Annotated in this window: 20 protein-coding genes; 13 read left to right on the forward strand and 7 right to left on the reverse strand. The window is 45.7% G+C overall.

The genetic code is table 11. From position 1 onward, the window contains the following. Positions 1 to 42: 42 nt before the first annotated feature. Entirely contained in the window at positions 43 to 945 is a 903-nt protein-coding gene (locus AB0L18_RS11385; RefSeq protein ID WP_367392710.1) for an ion transporter, read from the reverse strand. Between the two features lie 292 nt (positions 946 to 1,237). On the opposite strand from AB0L18_RS11385, the gene AB0L18_RS11390 reads away from it, so the two are divergent. The 5 genes from AB0L18_RS11390 to AB0L18_RS11410 all read left to right on the forward strand — a co-directional run bounded on the left by AB0L18_RS11390 (position 1,238) and on the right by AB0L18_RS11410 (position 6,221). Further along, positions 1,238 to 1,999, forward strand: coding sequence for a LytR/AlgR family response regulator transcription factor (locus AB0L18_RS11390; protein WP_367392711.1), 762 nt, complete (start codon positions 1,238 to 1,240; stop codon positions 1,997 to 1,999). Positions 2,000 to 2,195: 196 nt separating this feature from the next. After that, entirely contained in the window at positions 2,196 to 2,342 is a 147-nt protein-coding gene (locus tag AB0L18_RS11395) for a hypothetical protein (RefSeq protein WP_367392712.1), read from the forward strand. Between the two features lie 308 nt (positions 2,343 to 2,650). After that, complete coding sequence (locus AB0L18_RS11400) at positions 2,651 to 4,573, forward strand: histidine kinase (RefSeq protein ID WP_367392713.1); 1,923 nt, start codon at positions 2,651 to 2,653, stop codon at positions 4,571 to 4,573. Positions 4,574 to 4,780: 207 nt separating this feature from the next. Next, the gene (locus AB0L18_RS11405) at positions 4,781 to 5,374 is read left to right on the forward strand and encodes an outer membrane beta-barrel protein (RefSeq protein WP_367392714.1); all 594 of its coding nucleotides are present in this window, start codon (positions 4,781 to 4,783) and stop codon (positions 5,372 to 5,374) included. A 382-nt stretch (positions 5,375 to 5,756) separates the two neighbouring features. Next, a complete protein-coding gene (locus tag AB0L18_RS11410; RefSeq protein ID WP_367392715.1) occupies positions 5,757 to 6,221 on the forward strand; it encodes a hypothetical protein in 465 nt (154 codons plus the stop codon). Positions 6,222 to 6,375: 154 nt separating this feature from the next. Here the strand turns inward: AB0L18_RS11410 and AB0L18_RS11415 are convergent, their stop codons facing one another. Further along, positions 6,376 to 6,810, reverse strand: coding sequence for an NUDIX domain-containing protein (locus AB0L18_RS11415; protein WP_367392716.1), 435 nt, complete (start codon positions 6,808 to 6,810; stop codon positions 6,376 to 6,378). Positions 6,811 to 7,093: 283 nt separating this feature from the next. On the opposite strand from AB0L18_RS11415, the gene AB0L18_RS11420 reads away from it, so the two are divergent. Then, positions 7,094 to 8,182, forward strand: coding sequence for a PLP-dependent cysteine synthase family protein (locus AB0L18_RS11420; RefSeq protein WP_367392717.1), 1,089 nt, complete (start codon positions 7,094 to 7,096; stop codon positions 8,180 to 8,182). A gap of 175 nt (positions 8,183 to 8,357) precedes the next feature. Then, positions 8,358 to 10,850, forward strand: a complete 2,493-nt coding sequence (locus tag AB0L18_RS11425; protein WP_367392718.1) for a TonB-dependent receptor — start codon at positions 8,358 to 8,360, stop codon at positions 10,848 to 10,850. Positions 10,851 to 11,691: 841 nt separating this feature from the next. Here AB0L18_RS11425 and AB0L18_RS11430 read toward each other — a convergent pair. Continuing rightward, positions 11,692 to 12,132, reverse strand: coding sequence for a hypothetical protein (locus AB0L18_RS11430; protein WP_367392719.1), 441 nt, complete (start codon positions 12,130 to 12,132; stop codon positions 11,692 to 11,694). Positions 12,133 to 12,273: 141 nt separating this feature from the next. Here AB0L18_RS11430 and AB0L18_RS11435 point away from each other — a divergent pair, with 141 nt between their 5' ends. Together AB0L18_RS11435 and AB0L18_RS11440 are read left to right on the forward strand one after the other, a co-directional pair. Then, positions 12,274 to 12,975, forward strand: a complete 702-nt coding sequence (locus tag AB0L18_RS11435; RefSeq protein ID WP_367392720.1) for a hypothetical protein — start codon at positions 12,274 to 12,276, stop codon at positions 12,973 to 12,975. Positions 12,976 to 13,224: 249 nt separating this feature from the next. Further along, a complete protein-coding gene (locus tag AB0L18_RS11440) occupies positions 13,225 to 13,725 on the forward strand; it encodes a hypothetical protein (protein WP_367392721.1) in 501 nt (166 codons plus the stop codon). Between the two features lie 27 nt (positions 13,726 to 13,752). Here AB0L18_RS11440 and AB0L18_RS11445 read toward each other — a convergent pair whose 3' ends face one another. The 3 genes from AB0L18_RS11445 to AB0L18_RS11455 all read right to left on the reverse strand — a co-directional run bounded on the left by AB0L18_RS11445 (position 13,753) and on the right by AB0L18_RS11455 (position 17,841). Further along, on the reverse strand, positions 13,753 to 14,727 hold the full coding sequence (locus AB0L18_RS11445) for a polyprenyl synthetase family protein (RefSeq protein ID WP_367392722.1): 975 nt from the start codon (positions 14,725 to 14,727) through the stop codon (positions 13,753 to 13,755). Positions 14,728 to 15,016: 289 nt separating this feature from the next. After that, the gene (locus AB0L18_RS11450; protein WP_367392723.1) at positions 15,017 to 17,110 is read right to left on the reverse strand and encodes a serine hydrolase; all 2,094 of its coding nucleotides are present in this window, start codon (positions 17,108 to 17,110) and stop codon (positions 15,017 to 15,019) included. Positions 17,111 to 17,226: 116 nt separating this feature from the next. After that, positions 17,227 to 17,841, reverse strand: a complete 615-nt coding sequence (locus AB0L18_RS11455; RefSeq protein WP_367392724.1) for a DNA-3-methyladenine glycosylase — start codon at positions 17,839 to 17,841, stop codon at positions 17,227 to 17,229. Between the two features lie 287 nt (positions 17,842 to 18,128). On the opposite strand from AB0L18_RS11455, the gene AB0L18_RS11460 reads away from it, so the two are divergent. After that, entirely contained in the window at positions 18,129 to 19,886 is a 1,758-nt protein-coding gene (locus AB0L18_RS11460) for a S8 family serine peptidase (protein WP_367392725.1), read from the forward strand. A gap of 9 nt (positions 19,887 to 19,895) precedes the next feature. Beyond that, positions 19,896 to 20,492 (forward strand): hypothetical protein, encoded by a 597-nt coding sequence (locus tag AB0L18_RS11465; protein WP_367392726.1) that lies wholly within the window; start codon positions 19,896 to 19,898, stop codon positions 20,490 to 20,492. A gap of 32 nt (positions 20,493 to 20,524) precedes the next feature. On the opposite strand, the gene AB0L18_RS11470 is transcribed toward AB0L18_RS11465, so the two are convergent. After that, the gene (locus AB0L18_RS11470) at positions 20,525 to 22,000 is read right to left on the reverse strand and encodes a hypothetical protein (RefSeq protein ID WP_367392727.1); all 1,476 of its coding nucleotides are present in this window, start codon (positions 21,998 to 22,000) and stop codon (positions 20,525 to 20,527) included. Positions 22,001 to 22,251: 251 nt separating this feature from the next. On the opposite strand from AB0L18_RS11470, the gene AB0L18_RS11475 reads away from it, so the two are divergent. Further along, entirely contained in the window at positions 22,252 to 22,713 is a 462-nt protein-coding gene (locus AB0L18_RS11475) for a hypothetical protein (RefSeq protein ID WP_367392728.1), read from the forward strand. Between the two features lie 31 nt (positions 22,714 to 22,744). Then, positions 22,745 to 23,218, forward strand: coding sequence for a hypothetical protein (locus tag AB0L18_RS11480; RefSeq protein ID WP_367392729.1), 474 nt, complete (start codon positions 22,745 to 22,747; stop codon positions 23,216 to 23,218). Positions 23,219 to 23,454: the final 236 nt, after the last annotated feature.

Consider the following 23,454-nt stretch of genomic DNA (forward strand, 5'->3'; position numbering starts at 1 on the left):
CTTTTTTTAAAAGGCGGAAGATACACCGTATTCTACGGAAATTTACAACACCGAAGATTCTTCATCATCATTATCAATGGTGGGCAAATTCAGGAGGTTGCCACAATATTTGCAGTAGGCAGCATCATCATCATGCCCTTCTTCGCCACAATAGCGGCAAGCCTGGGTATTGTTGCGGGTATCACGCGCTTGCTTGATCAACTCGCCAGTAACAATGCCGGTAGGTACGGCAATGATCGCGTAACCCAAAACCATCACGACGGCAGAAAGCATCTTCCCTATAGCAGTAGCAGGAGTAATGTCGCCATAACCTACCGTGGTGAGGGTTACAATGGCCCAGTAAATAGAACTGGGAATGTTGGAAAACCCTGAATTGGTACCGCCTTCAATCAAGTACATGAAGGCCCCCAAAATGGTCACCAGGATGGAAATAAAAAACAGAAAAACAGTGATTTTCGTGAAGCTGGCCCGTAGTGCGGAAGCAATGTATTGCCCTTCCGAAAGGAAATGACCCAACTTGAGAATCCTGAAGATACGCATCAGCCGTAAGGCGCGAATGACCAAAAAAGCCTGGGCACCACCAAAGAAAAACGCGATATAAGTAGGCAAAATAGCCAGTAAGTCGATGATTCCAAAAAAACTCCGGGCGTACTTCCATGGATGATAGACCGACCACAAGCGTAGGATATATTCTATCGAGAAAATGACCGTTAGTACCCATTCGATAATAACGAGAACTTTGCGGTGACTAGCTTGAAAGCTGTCAATACTCTCCAGCATCACCAGCAGGATACTGAGCACAATCAGGACCAACAAAACGATATCAAAAGCCTTCCCTATGGGCGTATCTGCTTCGAAAATGATTTCATGTAGTTTATCCCGCGTAGGATTGAAGTGTGGGGGATGCGCTGCTTTGCGCTTTGGTTTATTCTGCGGTTTGCTCATACACTAAGTGTTTTCGAAGCCAAAAATAATACTTACATTTGCTTTAGTGACGGAGAAAAAATAAGTGTAACAGCTTTCGATTTTTAAAAATTTCAAAAGAAAGTTGTTTTACTTATTTCCGTCAAATAGTTCAGTGGCTAAATCGCTCAATTTAAGTGATTAGGCCAAGCATACCAAGCATACCAAGCATACCACGAGAAACTACCACTGTATACTTACCTACTTATCTTTTCCTGCGCGTTCAGCACCGTAACCGTGTTGGCGGGTAAGAGGAAACCAAAAACTAGTAAACGTGATTAAAGCTGTTATCATTGAAGATGAGATTAATGGATTAAATAATCTTAAGAGTCTCTTGGCAGAACACTGTGAAGACGTAGAAATCATAGGTACTGCCGGATCGGTGGATGAAGGCTATAAGCTCCTTTCTAATCCACGGATTACCCCCGATGTAGCCTTTTTGGATATTAGTCTGCCAGACGGCTTGGTCTTTCAGCTCCTGAATCGCTTAAAACCCGTAGATTTTGACGTCATTTTTGTGACAGCCTACGAAGACTACGCCATTAAAGCTTGTGAGTACAGTTCTATCGGTTACGTGATGAAACCCATTGATCCTGATACTTTGGTAGAAGCCGTGGAACGTATTCAGCCTGATAAACAAAATGAGATCGACAAGCGTCTGGATATCTTCCAGAACTACATGAATAACCCGAATGCTTTTACCAAGATGAGCATTTCGGCACTGGATGGCATCTATTTTGTCAACATCAAAGATGTCGTGCGCTTTGAAGCAGAAGATAATTATACCCATATTTTTCTCGAAGGAGGAGAGCGGATAACCGCCTCGAAAACCATCAAAGCTTACGAGGATATGCTGGCTCCTTTCAACTTCTATCGGGTACATAAAAGGCATGTGATCAACCTCAACTATATGCGGAAATTTGTCAAAGGGGACGGAGGATATTTAATCATGGATGATGATATTAAAATTGAAGTTTCCCGTCGGCGCCGCCCTGCGTTTATGGAGCAGATGAAAAGGCTGCAAAATGGCTTGTAAGCGGTTGGCTAAAGCTGAATTACGGTTGTGTTAATATTGGTATGCTAATTATTTATCTTCGAATCCGTTGATGATCCGGTAGTTAAGAAGCAGGAAGAGGTAGGTTAAGTCGATTATTTTAACTATCTTTATTCCCGCTTAGTGCATTGAGAGGCACTTGCATACATTGAAAACGTTTTTCCTTAAATCGAGAACCATGGCCAAAGACAAAAACTCTGGCATTGATAAACTCAAAAAAGATAAGGATTTAAAACCATTGCCAAAAAAAGAAATGACCCAGTTCAAAGGCGGCCGTAAAAAGCGGCGTTGGAACAAAGGTTGTGGCGGCATTTTGCCTCAGTAGTTTTACCGAAGTGGTCTCCCTTAACTTTGCTGTACTTATCACCAGCAGCTACAAAAATCAAATAACAGGATTACTTGCCTAACCGCATGGTAGTCCTGTTTTTTATTTCACCATTCTTTGTACCTTAGTGACGGAACACAAATAACTTAGTCTGATCTATCGACCAAAACACTTTAAGATCGGTAGATTATCTCTTCATCCCTTTTTATAGTCTGTCAACGGATATGCCACTCAAAGTAGTTTAGGCAAAAGCCGACCCCTATGTAGTAAAAACCCATACTTTCTGTCCACCAAACTCTGTGACAACTATGTTCGCGGCATCTGAAAGAATTGTAATCCAACCAGGGCTGTGGGAGCAGAAACTCGCCCAGCAGCAAGACCCTCTCCAGCGATTGGCGATCATTGATCAGCTGGCTGGCCACTACGCCTATACCAATGTTTTGCGCGCCCAGCAATTGTTGCTCGAACAGTGGAAGCTCCTGGCGCAACACGAGGTGGAAGACTTCATGTTCAGGTATTTTCTCAACAAAATGGTCGTTCAGAACCAATTGTATGATTTCACAGGAGCAGCGGAAACAGCCCGGCAAGGGATAGATTATCTGGAGGCTGCCGGCTCCATCAAGCAACTCACTGAGCTACAAATCGAATATGCGGGCATCTCCATCAACCTTGGTGACCTGGAGGCAGCAGAGCGCTTTTTGCAAAAAGCACTGAAGGTATTAAAGAATTTTCCTGACCAGCAGCTTCATTCTCGGATTGCTTGTCGAAAAGGTTACTTGTACCTGCATGCCGGCAACCACTCGATTGCTACGGAGCAATTTCTCAATGCCATTTCTATGCTGGAAGTGAAGGAGGAGTCGCTGCCACTGCGCGACGAATACTTCCGTTCGCTGGCATTTGCGGGGCTTGGACAAGTTTATGAACACAACGAAGAATACGAAAAAAGCGTTCGGGCCTTTCTGCGGGTAGTCGACCTGTGCGAACGCCTGGGCATGTCCAACCGGCTGGCCTGGCATTATCTCAACGTCGGTCGGGCCTACATTGGACTAGGAGATGTGGCATCCGCAAAGGACTTTCTCCAGAAAGTGATCGATACCCGTGATGATCTTAGCCTGGAAGCACGGGCCAGTGCTTACGCCAATCTGGGATTCTGTACCTTTGAAGAAGGCGATTTTACCGCAGCATTGGAACTGCTGCACCGGGCCGAACACCTCCATCAGGAGCTGAATCCTAATGATTTTAGCAACCTCTGTGTCATCGCCTCCTGGCGGGGACGTATCCAAACGGAACAAGAGAATTACGAAGCAGCACAAGCCTCGTTTACGGAAGCTTTACGCTATGCCGAAGCTGAAGAGGATTACAAAATGCTGGCGGAGGTGCACAGTGATTTTGCTGCTCTTTACGCAGAAATCGAAAATTACCAACTGGCTTACGAGTACCAACTTGAGCACGATCGTTTCCTGGAGATTTATCTCGAAGACCAGGATCGTCGGCAGCAGCAGGAACTGGAAATGAAATACCAGGCTGCGCGTAAACAACAGGAGACAGAGTTGTTGGAACTCAAGGCGACCCGCTTACAGTTGAAAGCACTCAGGGCGCAGATGAACCCACACTTTATCTACAATGCCCTGAATTCCATCCAGCATTTTATCACCTCTAATAAGGGAGCCATTGCCTCGCGTTACCTGGCCAAATTTGCTAAACTGATGCGCCAGAGCCTTGATTATTCCGATGAAGAAAGTATTTCCCTGGAAAAGGAGATAGAGTTTCTTCAGGATTACCTTTATATCAATGAAAAACTGCGCTTTGAAGATCGGTTGTCGTATCGCGTAGTGGTGGATGACGACCTGGAGGAGGATATCCTCGGCGTGCCTACCATGATTGTGCAACCTTACGTGGAGAATGCCCTGGAGCATGGCCTGCGTTCCCGTAAAGATGGCTTGATCACCGTACAGTTTAAACTATGGGATGATGATACTATCTGCTGCATAGTAGAAGACAATGGCATTGGGCGGAAAAAAGCCCTGGCTCAGCAGCATAACGATCCCAATCGCCAGAATTACCGCTCCCGCGGGACACAGATTACCGAAAAAAGGCTAGAGTTGCTGCGAAGAACCAAAAAGCAAGAAGTATCAGTACGTACCATCGACCTCTACGATGAAAAGACCGGCCTAGCTACTGGTACCCGCGTCGAAATTATGATTCCGATTGTGGAAATTCAGGTGAAGTAAGCACAGCCCACGCTGAACTCACTCTTTCGAAGCCACGCTCAGGGCGCTCCACTAGCTCACTTCAACTTTAACGTTTCCTTTACAAGACTTGAGCAAGGGGGCACGTTTACTTCCCACATCATCTATTTGAAACCAATTGAGAACCAATACAAGAATGGCCAAAACTATTCTTGCACCTTTTGTTCTCCACACCAAAACAACCAAAAAATGAAAACATTGAAGTTCGCAGCCCTGGCCCTGAGTTTGTTTTTTACCACCCAGACCCTGATGGCTCAGGTTCGTGTATCACCCAAAGTGGGGGTCAACTTATCTGCACTGGACGCTAAGTTGAATGATTTTGACGCCGAAGCACGTACGGGCTGGCACGCCGGCCTTGATTTCCGGATGGGCGATGGAGTCTTGTTCCTCAATCCCGGCGTTCAATACCAAAGCTATACCGCGCGCTTGATGCAGGATATCAATCAGAATACGGAGGTGAATTTTTCGGAAGAGACCACTATTCAAAGCCTCAAAGTACCGCTCAATGTAGGTCTTCGAGTGATTGGCGATAATGGTTTATTGGGCCTTCACCTCAAGGGAGGTATCGTTCCTACTTATGTCATGGGAGTGAAAGAAGTGGATAATTTTGACTTTTCTATTGATGAGCTCAATCGCCTTACCTGGGGCGCTAATATGGGAGTAGGTATCGACCTGCTGTTCTTCACGGCTGACCTGACTTACGAGAAAGGGCTGACCAATTTCTTCGAGAACGGAGAAGGTAAAAACAATATCCTCAGCTTAAGCGTTGGCTTGAAGTTTTAAAGAAAAGTATTTAATCGTAAAAAGGGGAGCGGCACAGCATAAGTGAGCGTATAAAAATAAGGTGATCCAATTTGGGTTTAGTAAAAAAAGATAAGCAACTGAGTGAAATGAAGTTGCGTTCTTTTTCTTACTAAGCCTTGAAACAAATTGGATCATCTTATTTTAGCTCGAATACTAAGGCTAGTGTCGCTCCTCTTTTTTTATAGAAAGTTCTAAACAGATTGTTAAAGTTGAGCCAGTTGTATCATTAAAAATGGGTAAAAGAGGGTAGAGAAGATCAAAATGTATACCTTTAAGATACCCGATTTTTGTAAAAAAAATAGATCGTTGCTTACGCATCAGTTTTCATGATGCGTAATGAGCTATCTCACAAATCAGTATTATGGAAAAGCTATTTGTACTTACCGTATTGTTACTGACCCTGTTTTCGAGTTCTCTGGCTGCGCAGTGCAATTCAAAAAAAGCACTTTCTAATCCAGCTTTCTTTCGTCAGGATCCTTCCGCGAAAGCGGCCATGATTGCTGCTGCTGATGAAACCATCGAAGAACGGATTGATCGCAAGACTGGTGAAATTTACTACGTTCGCCCGTACACAAGTCCCTGGAGTGGTGAAAAAGGCTACCACGTTTTGACATTTGACCCAAAATCAGAGCAGTTTGTAGAGCGTGAGGACTACGCCGCACACGGCGACCAGGAGGAAGATAAAGGAAGCAGAACACCCAGTTGCCAGGAGCAGAGTGATAGCACCAACCTCCAGCAGCGCAAGCTGTTACCTGACCAATCAGCACCTTCTAACAAGCAGCCTCGTCGGTCATCAAGGGTTAAGCTAGCTGCTGATTTTAGATGACGGATCAAAAATAACTTATTCCATTCCTGCCTGCGTACCGCAGGTAGGCAGGTTTGATTCGCTAAAATTTTCTAAGCAAGCAACTAAAAGGAGCTTGTGTGAAAATATTCGCGAATCGTTGGAAAAAATGGAATAAGTTATTTCCGTCATATTACTAGGTAGTTTTACTGCTCATTTCAGAGTAAAAGATGCCTTTACGATAGCATTTCAGTACCTGCTGAATGGTAGGGGTGATGTTGGTGGGTAGCCGATCCAGGTCATACCAGTGAGCAGCTTTGAATTTTTCTTTCTCACGAGCCCTTAATTTACCTTCCCAGCGCGATGCTTTGAAAAACAAACCGATGCGGTGTTCGGTCTTGGAGCGCTTGTGCATGACGTGTACAAGGGTCAAGTCTTTTTGCTCTAATGTGATGCCTGCCTCTTCCTTACTTTCCCTGATAAGTGACTGAATAGCAAACTCTTCTGCTTCAACTGTGCCTCCTACCAGGGTGTAGTTACCTCCGTTAGGTTTGGTTTGTTTTAGTAACAAAATGCGGCCGTGATCATAGAGAATAACTCTTGCCTTAATAACAGTATTTACAGTGGGCATGGAAAATAAAGTTTGTGATCGGGCTAATTTTCGCCGAGCTTTTTAATTTTGCAGTAGAAATAAGGATGAGTATTCGGAATAACGAAGCAATATCGATTTATTTTCTGGAATGATTCAAGCAAATTCTATTATCTTTCGCTAAAGATTACTGAGAGACATGGTTTTTGTCTGTTAGGCATTCTTGTCTAAAAAGAACAATGCCAGTAAGAATCTTGTTCTTTTTTTTGTTTTTTTTGCCCAAGGGCTGGTTAAACGGCCTATTGCTTGATTAAATAAAGCGCCTATGCATCACGAAAATGTAGTAGCAACTATTGGAAATACTCCTTTGATTAAGTTGTCCAACATCACTCAAGGAATAATTCCCGCCCAGGTTTATGCTAAGGTCGAGGCCTTTAATCCTGGCCAATCTGCTAAAGATCGGGTCGCAAGATACATGATCGAACAAGCAGAGATCAAAGGTATTTTGAAACCTGGTGGTACCGTAATTGAAGCTACCAGTGGCAACACGGGCTACAGTCTCGCAATGGTCTCCGCCTTGAAAGGCTATCGTTGTGTGCTTACAGTGACCAGTAAAGCTGGCCAAGAGAAACTATCCCTCCTTCGTAGCCTGGGGGCAGAAGTAGTGATCTGCCCGGCAGATGTAGAGCCAGAAGATCCTCGTTCCTACTACTCGCGGGCGGAGCAACTGGAGAAAGATATTCCCAATTCGGTTTATTTACGCCAGAACTGGAATAAAAACAACCAGCTCGCTCACTACCACTCTACCGGCCCTGAAATTTGGGAACAGACCGAAGGAAAGATTACCCACTACATTTGTTGTGCGGGTACCGGTGGAACCCTTTCGGGAACGGCCCAATACCTCAAAGAAATGAACCCCGATATCAAAATTGTTGGGGTAGATGCTTACGGCTCCGTCCTCAAAAAGTACTGGGAGACGGGTGTTTTTGATAAAAATGAAATCTATTCCTACAAGGTCGAAGGGCTCGGGAAGACGATTATCCCTGATAATGTTGATTTTGATGTCATTGATGACTTTATCAAAGTCACCGACCGCAACAGTGCATTACGCGCACGCGCCCTGGCTCGCAAAGAAGGTCTGATGGTAGGCTATTCCAGCGGATCAGCCATGGATGCGGTCTTCAAGCTCCGCCATCAGCTAAAGCCTTCCGATGTCGTTGTGGTGCTTTTCCCTGACCATGGTAGCCGCTACCTGGGGAAAATATTCAACGATGAATGGATGAAGCAACAGGGCTTTCTTTCTCCACAAGGAGAGGATGTCAATCCATATAGTTACCATCACATGAAGCGGGTTTACCGCGTATACCGCCGTAAGTACGGTCGTTATATTCGTAAAACGCTGTTGTTGGAGTAATTTCAGATTAGTTCCTAATAATCTGTTAACCCCCTTTTGGTAGCAAACAAAACTACGGAAAGGGGGTTTTTCATTGATTGCGCTGAAAAAAGCGAAAATTTTATTCATCGGGAAAAATTGCTGGCTGACGAAAGTCTAATCCTGATACCAATCTTAATCACTCGAAGACTAGATAATGAAAACACTTACTTTCTGGCTAACAAGCTTGCTCTTTTTCCCTTTGTTTGTTTTTGCTCAACCCCCAGGTGGCGGCCGACCAGGCGGAGGCCCTCAGCTAGAGCTAGCGGATGGTACGGGAGCCCTCCTTGGTAGGGTTGCCGATGGACAAACGGAAGAAGCTATTCTTTTGGCCAATGTGCTGGTTTATCAAGCAGGAACAACGGATTTGCTGACCGGAACGACCACCAATGAACGTGGTTTGTTTGTCGTCAAAGATTTGCCTTACGGTGATTATGATATAGAAATCAGTTACTTGGGTTACGAGAGCTTCAAGCAAACTGGTATCCTCCTGAGTGCGGAACAGCGAATGGGTAGACTGGGCCAGGTTTTACTGGGGGTAGGCGCCAACAACCTCGATGAAATTGAAGTAACAGCTGAACGAGCAGCCGTAGAGTTTGGCCTGGACCGTAAGGTGTTCAATGTTGAACAGGATATGGCCAGCAGCGGAGGAACGGCAGAAGACCTCCTGCGAAATATCCCTTCCGTTACCGTCGATTTGGATGGTAACATCAGCTTGCGAGGCAGTGCCAATATCCGTATCCTCATCAACGGAAAGCCCTCGGCACTGACAGGGCTCGACCGGCAGGGCTTTTTGCAGCAGTTGGCTGCAGGAACCATTGAAAGTATTGAAGTACTGACCAATCCTTCCGCAAAATATGACCCCGAAGGAATGGGAGGGATCATCAATATTATCACCAAGCAACAAAATAAGCAGGGTTTCAATATCCAGAGTTCCATAAATATCGGTACCAACGATAAATACAATGGCAACCTGAACCTGAACTACCGGGTGGGTAAGTTCAACTTCCAAACGGGCTACAGTTATAACAATGATGACCGCTGGTTTCGGGGTGCGCTTTACCGGACCACCATGACGGCAGATACCTCCTGGGTGCAGGACCAGGATATCAACGGGGATCGCAATCGACTGAGCCACACTTTCCAGGGAGGGGTGGAATATTTTGTGAGCTCACGTGGTAGTATTTCCTTACGGGGAAACTATTCTGATCGTTCCGGGAGCAATACCTCCAACCGGAATAATCTCTTTTTAGACGGCAATGATGATTTTCTCTATCGCAGCTTACGCCGGGAAGTTGGTGAAGAAACCAGCGATTCATGGGAGCTCAACCTGGATTACCGCCAGCGTTTCCGTGAAAAAGGACGGGAGCTTACCCTCAGTGCCCAGCATTCGGAGCAGGACGAGATGGAGAATGAGAATTTCTTCGAAGATTTCTTCGCCGAAGATGGTTCCATTTTTGCGATGGACCGTCAGTTGAATCCCCAGCCTCAGCAAAATGATGTATGGTTGTTTCAAGGCGATTACACCCATCCGCTGAGTGAAAAAACCACCCTTGAAACGGGTAGTCGGGTAACCCTACGCGGGGTATCTATTGACAACCAACTGTTCGATTTTGACCCAGATATCAACGATTTTGTCTTCCTGCAGAGCTTCAGTAATTTGTTTAGCTATCAGGAAGATGTCTACGCAGCATACGGCATCTTGAAAGGGAGTTTTGCCGAAAAGTGGGAGTGGCAAGCTGGTTTAAGAGCAGAGCAAACTTATACCACGGCAGAGCTGATTGAGCCCACTAAAGAGGCCTATCCCAATGATTATTTTAGCCTTTTCCCCAGTGCTTTTTTGACGTACCAGATGAGCGACCGTTCAGGGCTGCAATTCAATTACAGTCGCCGGATCAATCGCCCCAGCTTTAGGTCGTTAAATCCTTTTATTGATTTTGATGACCCGCTGAATCCACGTGGGGGCAATCCTTTCTTATTGCCTGAGTACACGAATAGTTATGAGTTCAATTACTTGCGAAGTGCAGAGAAAGGATCGCTTACCTTGGGTGCTTATTGGCGGGAGACAACCGATATGATTACCCGCATCACTATTCCCGACCCCGTCACCGGCGTGAATCTTAGAACCACGGCCAACTTGGCCAGCGGAAGAAATTATGGGGTTGAGATCATCGGCACGATCCGCCCGGTCGATAAGTTGCAGTTGGTGATCAGTGGCAATGGCTACCGTACCGAAGTAGATGACAACAACCTGGAGTCGGATTTGAATGCTGCTGGCTACCAGTTCTCGGGAAGAATGCAAGCGAGTTATACCCTGTTCAAAGACCTTGGTGTACAGCTTACTGGTTTCTATCGTTCTGCTGGCGTGCGTCCGCAGGGAGAGATGAGAGCGTTTGGTTCTATTGACCTTGGATTTCGTAAGCCAGTGTTGAAAGGCAAAGGAACCATCACTTTGCGAGCCTCGGATTTGTTTAAAACCCGCAAGTTTAGCTTCCTGACCATCGCTGATGGTATTACCTCCGATGCAACCTACCAGCGCGAAAGCCGGATTGTTTACCTGGGCTTCAACTACAGTCTACGCCAGGATAAGCGCCAACGCAACCGTGGTGAGCGCGAAGGTGGTGGTGGTATGGATGATGACGATTTTTAGGCAGCAGATACCAAGAGATTCAAGACGATGGCATCGCCACTTTGAGTAGCCCCGGAGGGCTAGGGAATCCGCATATCTTTACGTGCAAATAAACTAGTGCCTTCAGCACTAAGTGTCCGTACTAACCGTAGCTTGGGCTTCAGCCCGAGCGTGAAGATTACGCTCGGGCTGAAGCCCTACGGTTGGGACACATTTGTGTCTTTGTTGACCTCGGTAGAGGTCATCTATTGGTAGAACCTTATTGATCAGCGTTAATGCGACCTCGGATGAGGTCGAACATTAATTCCAATTGTCTTAAATTCAACATAAATCAATGAGGAGGTCGATATTTTCGATTGTTCGACCCTGTCCGGCAAGCCTTGGCCAGACGGGCTCATCCGAGGTCGTTTCCTTGTTTATTCGTTCTTTTCTACCAATATTCCACCTCTCCGAGGTGTTTTTTCTTGATCCCACTCCTGATTATGGTCGAGATGTGTCCCAACCGTAGGGCTGAAGCCCAAGCTACGGTCAAACCTTCAAAGACGCTTATTTCCTGCCGAAGGCATTATAGCACGTTTAGAATGGGCGTGTCCTCTCGCGAAAAGTAGCTGTTTAAGTAGCGTTTTTTGTAGCGAGCATGAGTGTTGAATCTTCTTTTTACCTTACGGTGATGACCTTCGGTGATTAGCTTCGCTGATCGTCGCAAGCTCCTCAGAGTTGTCACTTCGTTCCTCGGAGTTGTCGTTCCTCCTCAGCGTTTTAAGAACGCAATAGCAACAAGTCCTAAACATGCTCTAATCGTTTGCTATCCCTCTACCTTCTACCCTGAGGGCGCGGAGCAAGCCCTAATCCCTCTACGACTTTACCCTTCCCGCAATTTTTTGGGCAGGTGATCTTCAATCTCCAGGTACTTCTTTTGTGGTATCTCCAGGTAGGTAGTACTTGGAAACCCTATGTACAAGCGTACGCGTTTCATGAAAAGGAAGTCTCGGCGTTCAGGTGTTTGGAAAACCTTCCAGGGAATCAGCAGGTTGGGGGTGTTGCCCAGGAAAAACAGGTACTGCGTGAGGAATAATCCTTCTTTGGTTTTATAGCCTTTGACCATGTTCTTCATATTGAGCCCACCGACATTGATTTCCCCAAAATGGATGCGTTCGCCATCTATTTGCGAAGGCTTCAAGGATGTGCTGTAGCGTTCAGCCAAAGTCCGCCAACCTCCCAGTCGGGGAAAGACATACCGAAAGAGGACAAAAAAGACAATAAAAACGAGGGGAATACCCAAGAAGGGTAAGAACTGCTCCATAGCTTAAGGTTTCACCAAAGAAAGCATTTTTTTCTAACATTTAACAATAGTTAATGCTTGCCGATTTTAGCTGAAATGGGCGTTCATATCTCAAACGAGCCTCAACGGGCCTAAGAAACACGACGCTCAAAATATGCTATTATGATATCAACGACTCGCTTTCTACTCTTTTGTTTACTGGTGACCTTGGGGTTTTCTTTGTGCGCGCAATCACCCTCTGCTGGTACTCGTAATTGGCAAATTAGCGCTGGTGCTCAATATGCTCAAAGTGTAAATACCCTTACCTATTCCGCTTCGGCGGTTGATGCATTCTGTTTCGGAGCCAATCTCGAATACGTAGTTACGCTTCCTCGTATTAAAATAATCTATGCTGCGCATTTGGGCTTCCAACAAATAAGGGGGGAAGGCGATAAGGTTTTGTACAGTAACGATTTTGGCTTGGATGAAAACCTGCGTATAGATAACATCCGTACGGGCGCAGGTTTATCGTTAAAGTTGAATAACAAGGGGAAGTATCATCCTTTACTGGGGGCACAAGCTTATCTGGGATTTCCGGTTAATTCCGAATATACTTTCCGAAATGTCGGAATGGATGAACAGTATAACCTGCCTGCATTTTATTCCGCAAAGGGTGGTGCAGGTCTGTACAATAGTGGGCATTTCTTTGCTGGCTTAGAAAGAGAGCTTGGCGCAAAAACGCAGCTCCGGTTAAAGGCTGCTTTAGGCCAGCACTACCAATATGCATCTTGGGAGCTTCCTTTCCTTTTTGAAACTTACTCGAAGGCACAACTGGCTAAAGGGGGTTATTGGCAAGCGAGCTTAGAGGTCGTTCACCGGTGGTAAAATATTAAGCTCATGATCATCTTGGACCGTATGATTTTCACAACTCGTTTAGCACTTTCTTGCTTAATGGTAGCTTTGACTGTTGCTTTATGCGCTCAATCGAACCCACCCTTTTCTCGTTATTGGCAAATCAGTATTGGTGCCCAATATGCACAGGGGAGGAAGACAATTTCATATGCCGCCCAACCACTTGAGTCATTTCATTATGGGGGCAATCTTGAATATGTGCTGATCCTACCTAAATTAACCATGACCTGTTTTCTGCACGCGGGTTTTCAGCAACTAAGGGCCGAAGGCGAGGATGTAATTGTTGATCGCATCTATGGTTTGGAAGAAACCTTACGAATTGACAATATTCTGATGGGGCCTGGTTTGGAGCTGAAACTGAACAACGGGGGCAAATACCATCCCTTATTGGGGGGACAGGCTTTTTTGGGTTTTTCCGTAAACTCGGAGTATAGTTTCGATAATATCGGTACGAGCCTATTGCTCGTAAATCCACTACCTATCATTTACGAGGTAAAAGGAGGGGCAGGCTTATACAGTGGGGCGCAGGTTTTTGCAGGACTAGAAAGCGTCTTTACCGAAAAAATCCAGCTCCGAATCAAAGCGTGTTTGGGGGAGCATTTTCAATTTGCTTCCTGGCAGCTTCCTGAACCGCTTAATCTTCTTCAGCCCGATAGCAACAATGCTCAACTGATCAAAGGTGGCTATTGGCAAGCCAGTCTGGAAGTTATTCACCGGCTGTAATTACTAAACTGCCCCAGCAGAACAAGTCTACTTCTCACGCTCCACCACGAAATTCACCAAATCTTCGAGCGACTCCCGGGCGGGAGAGGTCGGAAAGGTATGCAGGATTTCAAAAGCATCGTCCCGGAATTGGAACATCACCTTGCGAGCATATTCCAGGCCACCACTCTGGCGAACAAATTCGATGACTTCGCGGATGGTTGCAGGTTCTTCACTGTGCCGCTTGATTTTGCGGATAATGCTTTTTCTGTTTTGTTTGTCGGTCTGCTGTAGTGCGTAGATCAGCGGCAGCGTCATTTTCTTTTCCTTGATGTCGATCCCTAGTGGCTTGCCCACGTCACTGGCACCAAAATCGAAAAGATCGTCTCGGATTTGGAAGGCCATACCGATGGTTTCACCAAAGAGACGCATCTTTTCAATGACTTCTTCGTCGGTAGTGGTAGAGGCTGCTCCGGCAGCACAGGCCGAGGCAATGAGACTGGCCGTCTTTTTTCGGATCACCTCGTAGTAAACTTCTTCGTCAATATCCAGTCGGCGAGCTTTTTCCAGCTGGAGCAGTTCTCCCTCCGTGATAGCTTCGAAGGCGTTGGAGACAATCTGAAGAAGCTGGTATTGCTTTTTCTTAAGAGCCAGTGCCAAGCCGCGGGTGAGCAAAAAATCACCGACGAGAACCGCCGCTTTGTTTTTCCACAGGGCATTGATAGAGAAGAAGCCCCGCCGTTCGTTGGCATCATCCACAACGTCATCGTGCACAAGGGAGGCCGTGTGAAGCAGCTCCACCAGAGAGGCTGCGGTGTAGGTGGCGTCAGTGATTCCTTCACAAAGTTTGGCGGTAAGGAAGATAAACATGGGCCGCACCTGCTTTCCCTTGCGGCGAACAATATAAAAAGTAATGCGGTCAAGTAAAGGGACTGGGCTACGCATCGAATCTCGAAACCGCTGTTCGAATTCTTGTAGTTCCTCCACTATAGGAGCCTGAATTGTTCGCAAAGACTTGACCATACCAGAATAGATGTTCGGGCAAAAATAGTTTATTGTTAGCTAACAATCCAATTCTCACATGGTTAACCCAAAGCCAACCTTTTCTGGGGAAGCTTGGCTTTGGGGCTCTGCACCTATTTGCAAAAGTGCTGTCTTATTAATTTCCTTGCTGAACGCTCCGATAAAAACGCCACATTGCTAAGTGCACCTTTACGTAGCAATTTAGCCTATCAAGAAAGTGCTAAAATCCGTCGCATCGGAAAAGCATCAGATTGAACAGCCCTACCCTTACACTTTTCCAACCTTCATCCTACTCCTTCTTCGCCCGAAAATCACCATTCGGCTGGTGCGATACCAATGCGGTAGCTTTATCGCCTTCCATGATGAATTCCATGGTAAAGCCCTGTAGCGAATTCAGCTTGAAGGAGGTGCCCTGGTGTGGCTCCAGCGTGTATGTGGGTTGGCCCACAATGTCTGCTTTTAGTTTGGTTCCTTCCAGGCTAATCTTGATTTCAATGCTGTTGTCGAGAACGTAAGTACCGGTAAGGGTTTCCAGAAAATCGGGATCGCTCAGCTTTTCTCCGGGTTGTTTGGCAAAACGAATTTCAGGAACGCTCGCGTCGAGAAAGGAATAGAGGGCTTCAATCTGCCCATTGCGGTCGGTTACAAAACGCACATCCAATACAATGTCCTCTCCTTCGGTCTTTCCTTTGAAGGTGTCGTATTGCTGGTGTTCCATTTTTCCACTGAAGTGGTAATAAGTTGCCACCAGTTGCTTGTCTTGTTGGCTGATGATGATATCGCCATAGCCGGGGTGCTGATAAGTGCCTACATAATCTTCTAAAGGATGGAGGGGAGGCGTCGTTTTGGCTTCTTCCTTGTTGTCTTTGTTGTCGTCTTCTTGTTCATCTTCTTCTTTGTCGCCAAAAACCAGTTCGTACCAATCCTGCTCGTCGCGCTCTAAAAGGATGTCAGTAATGGTGTAAGCGAGTACATAATTTAATGGGGTACCATTCTTGTTGGTCAGGGCTACCAGCCCCAGGCTTTCGTCGGGAACCATGAATACGAGTGCCGAAAAGCCATCGATGTTTCCACCATGCTCTACCACGGTAAGTCCTCCATAATCATAGGTAAACCAGCCCAGACCGTAGGCAGGGTGAGAGACTGCGGGATTGGCAATCAGTGGTTGTGACATCAGCATCTGGGGTTTGTGCATCAATTCCAACTGACCACTACTTACAAAATGCTGGCCCTTGTACTGCCCGTCACCTAGTTGGAGCTCTACCCACTTGAGCATATCGGTTGCGGAGGCGTTGATCGATCCAGCCGGCCCGATAGCATCGAGTTGATGGAAGGGTAGGCGTGTGATTGCTTCTTCTTTCTTGCCGTAACCGTAAGCGAAATTGTCGGTTTGTTCCATTTCGGTTACCGAAAAGCTGGTGCTGGACATTCCTAATGGTTGGAAGATCTTTTCCTGGATATAAGCCTCCCAAGTCTGCCCACTGAGCCGTTCGGTAAGAATACCTGCCGTCATATACATTAGGTTTTGGTACTGCCATTTACTTCGGAAAGAGGCGGATGGTTCCAGGTATTGTAACCTTTGGTAAAGTTCTTCGCGGGAAAAGTCGGTGGCATACCACATCAAATCATGGCGCGGCAAGCCCGAACGATGACAGGTAAGATCGATAGCGTTCATTTCCTCAGTTGCGAAATTGTCGTAGAGTTTAAAGTCGGGCAGGTACTTTTTCAGGGGAGTTTCCCAGTCGAGTTTGTCTTCGTCGGCTAGTAAGGCCAGGCCCATGGTCGTAAATGCTTTACTACTGGAGCCAATGGCAAAGCGCGTGTCAGCGTTTACGGCAATACCATCCTCTACATTGCGTAAGCCAAAGCCATCGGCAATGATGACCTCTCCTTTGTAGATGATGCCTAGGCCTAGGCCTGGAACTTCAGCACCGATACGGAAAGAATCCACCAGGTTTTTGATACGTGTAATTTTTGCCTGAAGAGCAGCGGCGGCGGCTGCATCCTGTTGTTTGAGCACCAGAGGGAAGCTTTGCCCCATTTGGCTGAAGGTTCCCGTTACCGTGCCGGGGCTCCAACTACCTGTAAAACTAGCGGTGCCGGGTACCTCGGGGAGCTTGAAGGAAAGTTGATCCCCTTCGATTTTCAAATCCGCCAAGGCCATGTCATTGATTCGCTGAGAGGGGATATCCATCAAGCCTTCCCAGGTACCGTCGGTATTGATGAGCTTTATCTGCAAAGCCAGTGGCGTAGAAGGGAGCTCAATGGCTCCGTCCCATTTGCCTTGCCAGTCTTCCGTCGTTTGGGTAAACCCAGTAACTAGGGTAGCAAAGAATAGGAGGAAACTAAGTAGGTAAGGCTGGTTTTGAATACGAGGGTGCATAGTGCGATAATTTATGGTGTTGCGATTTTTGCTTTCTGAAAGTATACGAATTCACTGGTCCCATTTTATTTTTTAGATGAGCGTAATAAAACTTAAGATGAATAAGTGGCCAGTGACTAAAGTGCCGTATCCTTCCATTGCCAGAGGTACCGGCAAGCCACAGTGCGGTAAGGGCGCCAAGCCTGTGCTATTTTTTCCATCTCTTTTTCAAGCTGTTTACCTGTTCCTGAAAGCTGATAAAGGTGTTGCATACTTTGCTGGATAGCAAGATCGCCTTTGGGAAAGATGTCTTTGCGACCCAGGCTGAACATGAGAATGATTTGCGCCGTCCAGTTGCCTACGCCTTTGATAGCGGTAAGTTGTTCCATGATGTGCTCGTCAGCAACTTTTGACCAATCCTGTCGGTGCAGTTCCTGTTCTGAAAAGTGGCGCGCGACATTTTGTATATAATGTGCTTTTTGCCGAGAAAGTCCTGCGGCCCTCAACTCGTCTTCCTGGAAAAGAAGGAGTTGGTCGGGATGAGGGTAAGCTTCGGGAAACAAGCTGATAAAACGTTGGTAAATGGTATTGGCAGCCTTGCCCGACAACTGTTGGTAAACGATGGCTCTCAATAGCCGGAGATAAATATCGTTGGTCAGGTCGAGGGGCTCCAGGTAGATGCTATCAACGAGAGGTGCAAGCACGGGGTCTTGCCGGAGATGATGTTTAGCACCATGATTTGTTTTTGCCATGTATTTTTGCTTTAGCTGGGCTTTCGGCAAAATGCCGAAAACCTGGCTTACACTATTTGTCTTGTTACTGGCTATAAATTTATCAAAACTTTTGGGGTAGCAGGCAAGGTATGTGACGGAACAAAAATAACTGATTCCATTTTTGATTCGCTAAAATTTTCTAAGCAAGTGACTAAAAGGAACTTGCGTGAAAATATTCGCGAATCGTTAAAAAAAATGGAATCAGTTATTTCCGTCAAATTACTATGCGTATTTTTAGCACTTTGTCTATGCTCAATCAACATCTTATGCGTTACGGAAAACTGTTTTTTTTAGCGACGATCTTACTAAGTTCACTGACGCTCAGTGCTGGAGATTGGCGAACAAAAATTGATCCCCAAGTGCTTGCCGAACTAGAAGCCGGAGCCAGGGTAGAAGTGATCGTTGCCTTTCAAGAGCAAGCAGACCTTAGTCTGGCTTACCGTTTGCGCGGCAAAGCGGCGAAAGGCCAATTTGTTTACCAGCAGGTAAAAGCCGTAGCCAGCCGTACACAAGAACGGGTAAAGGCGCTATTGTTTATGAAAAGACAGGCGTTTCGTTCTTTTGCAATCGTGAATGCGCTGATGACGGAGGTGGATTTGCCTTTGGCCAAAGCGATAGCAGAGATGGAGGAGGTCGCTAACCTGCAGCCCAATCCCTGGACGGCGTTGGATCGTCCGATGTTGGATCTTACGCCAGCATCCGGCGGGCGTGGCGTCGTGGAATGGGGCGTTGAGCGGATCAATGCCGATGACGTATGGGCTTTAGGCTTTCGCGGAGAAGGGATAACCGTTGGTGGGCAAGATACAGGTTACGAATGGGAGCATCCTACCATCATCCAACAATACCGTGGCTATGATGGTGTCAATGCTGACCATAATTATAATTGGCATGATGCGATTCGGGAAATTAATCTTTTACATAACGATAGCATTGTAAGCCCGGATAACAACCCGTGCGGGCTGGATGTCAACGTGCCTTGCGATGATAACAATCACGGTACCCATACCATGGGCACTATGGTGGGCGATGATGGCGGAGACAATCAGATCGGGGTAGCACCCGCTGCCAACTGGATGGGTTGCCGGAATATGGAGCGAGGTTGGGGCAGCCCAGCAAGTTACATTGAGTGCTTCGACTGGTTTCTGGCTCCGACTGACCTTAATGGTGAAAATGCCGATCCTGCACAAGCACCACATGTGATCAATAATTCGTGGAGCTGTCCGGAAGTGGAGGGCTGTAATCCGCTGAATTTTGCTTTAATGGAAACGGCTGTTGAGGCCTTGCGTGCTGCGGGAGTCGTAGTCGTCGTATCGGCAGGGAATAGTGGTCCCAATTGCAACACCGTACGGGCACCAGCAGCTATTTTTGCAGGCGCTTTCAGTGTGGGGGCCAGTCGTAACAATGATACCATCGCCAATTTTAGTAGCCGGGGATCGGTGGCTGTAGACAGCAGCTTTCGGCTCAAGCCCAATGTGGTGGCTCCGGGGGTAGGAGTACGTTCGGCGGTTCGCAACAATGGCTACGCTACCTGGAATGGTACCAGTATGGCGGGGCCTCACGTGGCGGGGGCTGTGGCGCTGATGATTTCTGCAGCACCTCAGCTAGCGGGTGAAGTGGATACCATTGAAGCCATCCTGCAAGAAACAGCAGTGCCGATGTTGAGCGACCAGGACTGTAGTCCGTTTCCGGGCATGGCTATTCCTAATGCCACTTACGGCTATGGCCGAATTGATGTCCTTGCCGCAGTAGAGCGAGCGATGCAAGTGGTTGCCAATGAAGAGGCTTATCTGGAAGAATGGCGGATTTTTCCCAACCCTACGCAAGGACAAGTATGGATTAATTTACCTCTATTGGAAGAAGCAGCACAGCTGGAAATATTTTCTACGGAAGGGAAACTGCTGCGCTCCCTTACGGTCAATGCCGGCTTGCAAACATTGGATATAAGCGACCTCCCCGCCGGGGTGTATGCTTATCGAATCCGTACCACTACGGGCGAAAAAACTGGAAAATTGATCAAGCAATAACGAAGCATTATGCTGAATAAACGTAGCCGAGCAGATCATCTCAAACAAGTGGCCAGTCACTTGAAGCTTGAATATCACCCTACCGACCAGTGGGGGATTGGTCAGCAACTTCAGGATTTTCGCTTGTTCAGGCGTGGATTTCGAGGGCGTTTTTATCACGTGATGAGCTACGAAGATGGCTTGTTGGAATCACGGGTACATGTCTTCGATTATCACTATCTCAAGTTTGCGGGCAAGCATTCCAAAAGGGTATCACAGACGGTTTTTTTCCTGGAATCGCGAAAACTGGGGCTTGCGGAGTTTTATATGCGCCCTGAATATTTCTTCCACCGGGTTGGAGAAATGCTAGGGATAACGGAAGATATTGACTTTGAGCAGCATCTTGATTTTTCCAATAATTATCGCCTTACCGGAGAAGATGAAGACTTTATTCGCCACAACTTTAAGGAAGAAATCCTGCGCTTTTTTGCCATCGAGAAAGGGTGGACCATGGAAGGTTTAGGGTTCTACCTGGTATTGTACAAACACGGCAAACTACTATCCCCTACAAAAATCAACGAATTTTACCACAAAGGGATGGAAGTTTACCGAGGGCTGATGCTTTGAATTTGTATTTCCAGCGTTTTAGGAAAGCCCCATTATTTCAACCTTTTCTTTAATGCTGTTAGTAGTTGATCAAAAAGTATAGCACCGCTATGCATTTTTTTTGTGTGTGGGTCGGCAGTTGCCAAAAGTTCTTCCTTGAATTTGTCATAGACCTCTTTTTTAGCGGCTCTGATTGGAGGACACTCGAGTATATTCTGGATATTTCTTAAGACAACTACTTCGTAATCAGACTCTTTTCCCCAGTCGTATAATTTGTTTCGATCCCGTTGGAAAATGCTTTCTGGGTTCTCGTATTCATTTACGACAACATCCAAAAAATTCTTCACTAGAATAATGATGCGTTGCAGATCAGGCCGCTTGGTGTTGCGAACATGGATGTCGAAGAAATCAGCGAAGTACTCGGCTGCACCATAATCGAGACGAACGAGATAGATATGACAAAACAAATAATTGATTGATAACCGCCGTGACGGCAGAAACCGACTGGCATACTGCTCGTAAAGTGTTTTCAACTGTTCTAATGTACCAATCGACAAGGTATCACGGGTTGAAGTGTCATAACAGATGAGTGTTAAAGAATGAAAGATAAATGCAGCCTGTTTTTTTGATGCGACTAGTGGATCATCGGTGATTATTTCGTCTAGTTTGCCGAGAAGATCTCTCATTAGATCAAAAAGCTCCATTTGAGCAGCTGATGAAATATAGTGATCTAAGAGAGTGATATAGTAGCGAGGGAAATTTGATTTAAGGTGTGGATTTTTTTCAAATATTTCGAATCCAAGCTGAGAGTACTTTAATGCTTCTGCGGGTTGTTTGTGGTATAAATGAACCCTGTTTTGAATAGCAATATAATCCACTTTGGTTTCTATACTAGCATTGCTTGGAAACTCGATTTTTTTGATTCCTTCAATGATTTCCTGCCATTTCTGCGCTTTCTTTTTTTGGCGCATACCATGACTGAATAATTTTTGATAGATGAGGTTAATGTCGACCTGTTGCTGAAAGTCATTTGCGGCTTTTTGCATAACGCGATGGAAACGATCTAATTCCTTTTCTATACTTCTTTCATCCTCTTGGAATAGTTGTCGGGCTCTCAAGCTATTGATTTCCCATCTGCTGCCGGGGTGAACAATTTCCTTTTCTAGCTTTTCTGCTTTTTTTAGCTCTTCATCCGCTAGTTCATAAGCTTCCTTACGGATATAAATTCGTGCAATAGTCAGGTGCTCTTGCATTTGAAAAAAGGCATTGTCCTTCGCATCTAAAAGAAGTAGTTGTCTGCTAATCTGTTTAGATAATCGTCCTCGGTAGGTGCGGAGACTACCTTCAGATATATTGATTTTTAGACAAAATGCTTTAAGTAACTTTTCTGAAAAAGGGAGTGGTTGACCTACTAAGTGGTCGTATAGTTGATAGTATTTACTTTCCTTATCCTCAAAGGAGTTGTCAACTTGTCGATGTTCAGCGGAATTTAAGTTCTGAATTAAATGGTGGAGTTGTGTGAAGTTCATGCTGTTTTGGATTGAGCGTTGAAAGCTTGAGTACTATGCGATAGGGGTAAAGCTAATGGTAGTCATACATTGTCTGTTCGGGTTTGCAACCTGCTTGTTGCAGAATGGAGGAAAATCTGGCAAGGTCTAATTCATAGGTGAGTGATCTTTGTAATGTACCAACAAATAAGGAAGCTAATTACCGCAAATTATTTGATTGGTGCAAACACCCAAAACACTACGCTTTTACTTTTTACAAACCAAGAAACCAAATGAGTGCTTTAAATCCAACTATACAAAACGCCCGACTAGCTGCTTTAGGGAATCGAGTGCCACAAATGAACACATCCTTCGGGCATGCCTGTAGGATTGGCTTTATTGGATCTGCTATAGATCGATGTGGACAGTTTTTTTTAGGAAAGGTCCTTGCCCAACGCCAATTTGAACGCTTTACCACGACGCAATGCCAGGAAGAAGTCACTGCTTTATTGGGAGGTTTATTTGATCCTCTGGTTGGGCCGAATAATTCAGGTGGCAGGAGGTATCTACTTACGGCACATTTGGTAGGTAATGATCTCGCTTTAAGAGATGAACAGTTGACACAGGCCGTTGATTGGCTACAGTCAAAAAAAGTTCAAACAATATTTTATCAATACAATTGGATGTATAAACCCGAAATACAGGATCGCTTCAAACATTATCTGCCCATGCAATTGATGCAGGAGGGTTCTTGATAGAGGGAATATATTTCCCAAATTTTTATGTATGAGTACTACCCTTTTTATTACAAACTTAAGCGACATCTCAATTTTTTTACGCCCCAAAGCCAGTGGTAAGGGAGAAAAAGAATGGGTGTTGAAAATAGTGACAATTGACCAAACAACTCAGCAAGTTGCCATTTTTTTTCATGTGCTCTCAGACGTATACACTGATTTGAAGGTGGTGGAAGATTTAACGAATCAAGGTTATTCGGTTACAGTTTCTGATCGTTTAAGTGCGCCTGGTACCTACCTTCATTATGCTAAGTTAGCTTCAGCAGAGGGCCAACTCTATAGCTTTAGTGAGTATGTAGATATTAAAGATCAGACGGAGAAGTGTAAGCTAATCATTGAAGATATTACGATGTCTCTGACTGCAAGTGGAGGGATTTCAGTTGATCCTGTTACTATTAAAATTGAAACGATAACTAATCCGTCAGAATTCGTTCATCATCTGTGGTACAATGTTTCAAATGCTTGATTAAACACCATGTCCTGAAATGGACACCTAGTTCATATACCCTATTTAGCCTGCTTCCCCTTCGGGGGAAGTATGTTAGTTTGCTTTTAGAAGATGGTCAGCTTCAGACGTGGGGACGGCCTGTTGCTGCCATCTTCTTTTTCGATCGCTAATATCCCCAAAAAGTCTTCCTAAGATGGCTTAGGAAATTATTGTGTTAGTATTTACAGGGCAGGAGTCACTTCATCTTTAAGACG

This window comes from Lewinella sp. LCG006 (assembly GCF_040784935.1).
Lineage (GTDB): Bacteria > Bacteroidota > Bacteroidia > Chitinophagales > Saprospiraceae > Lewinella.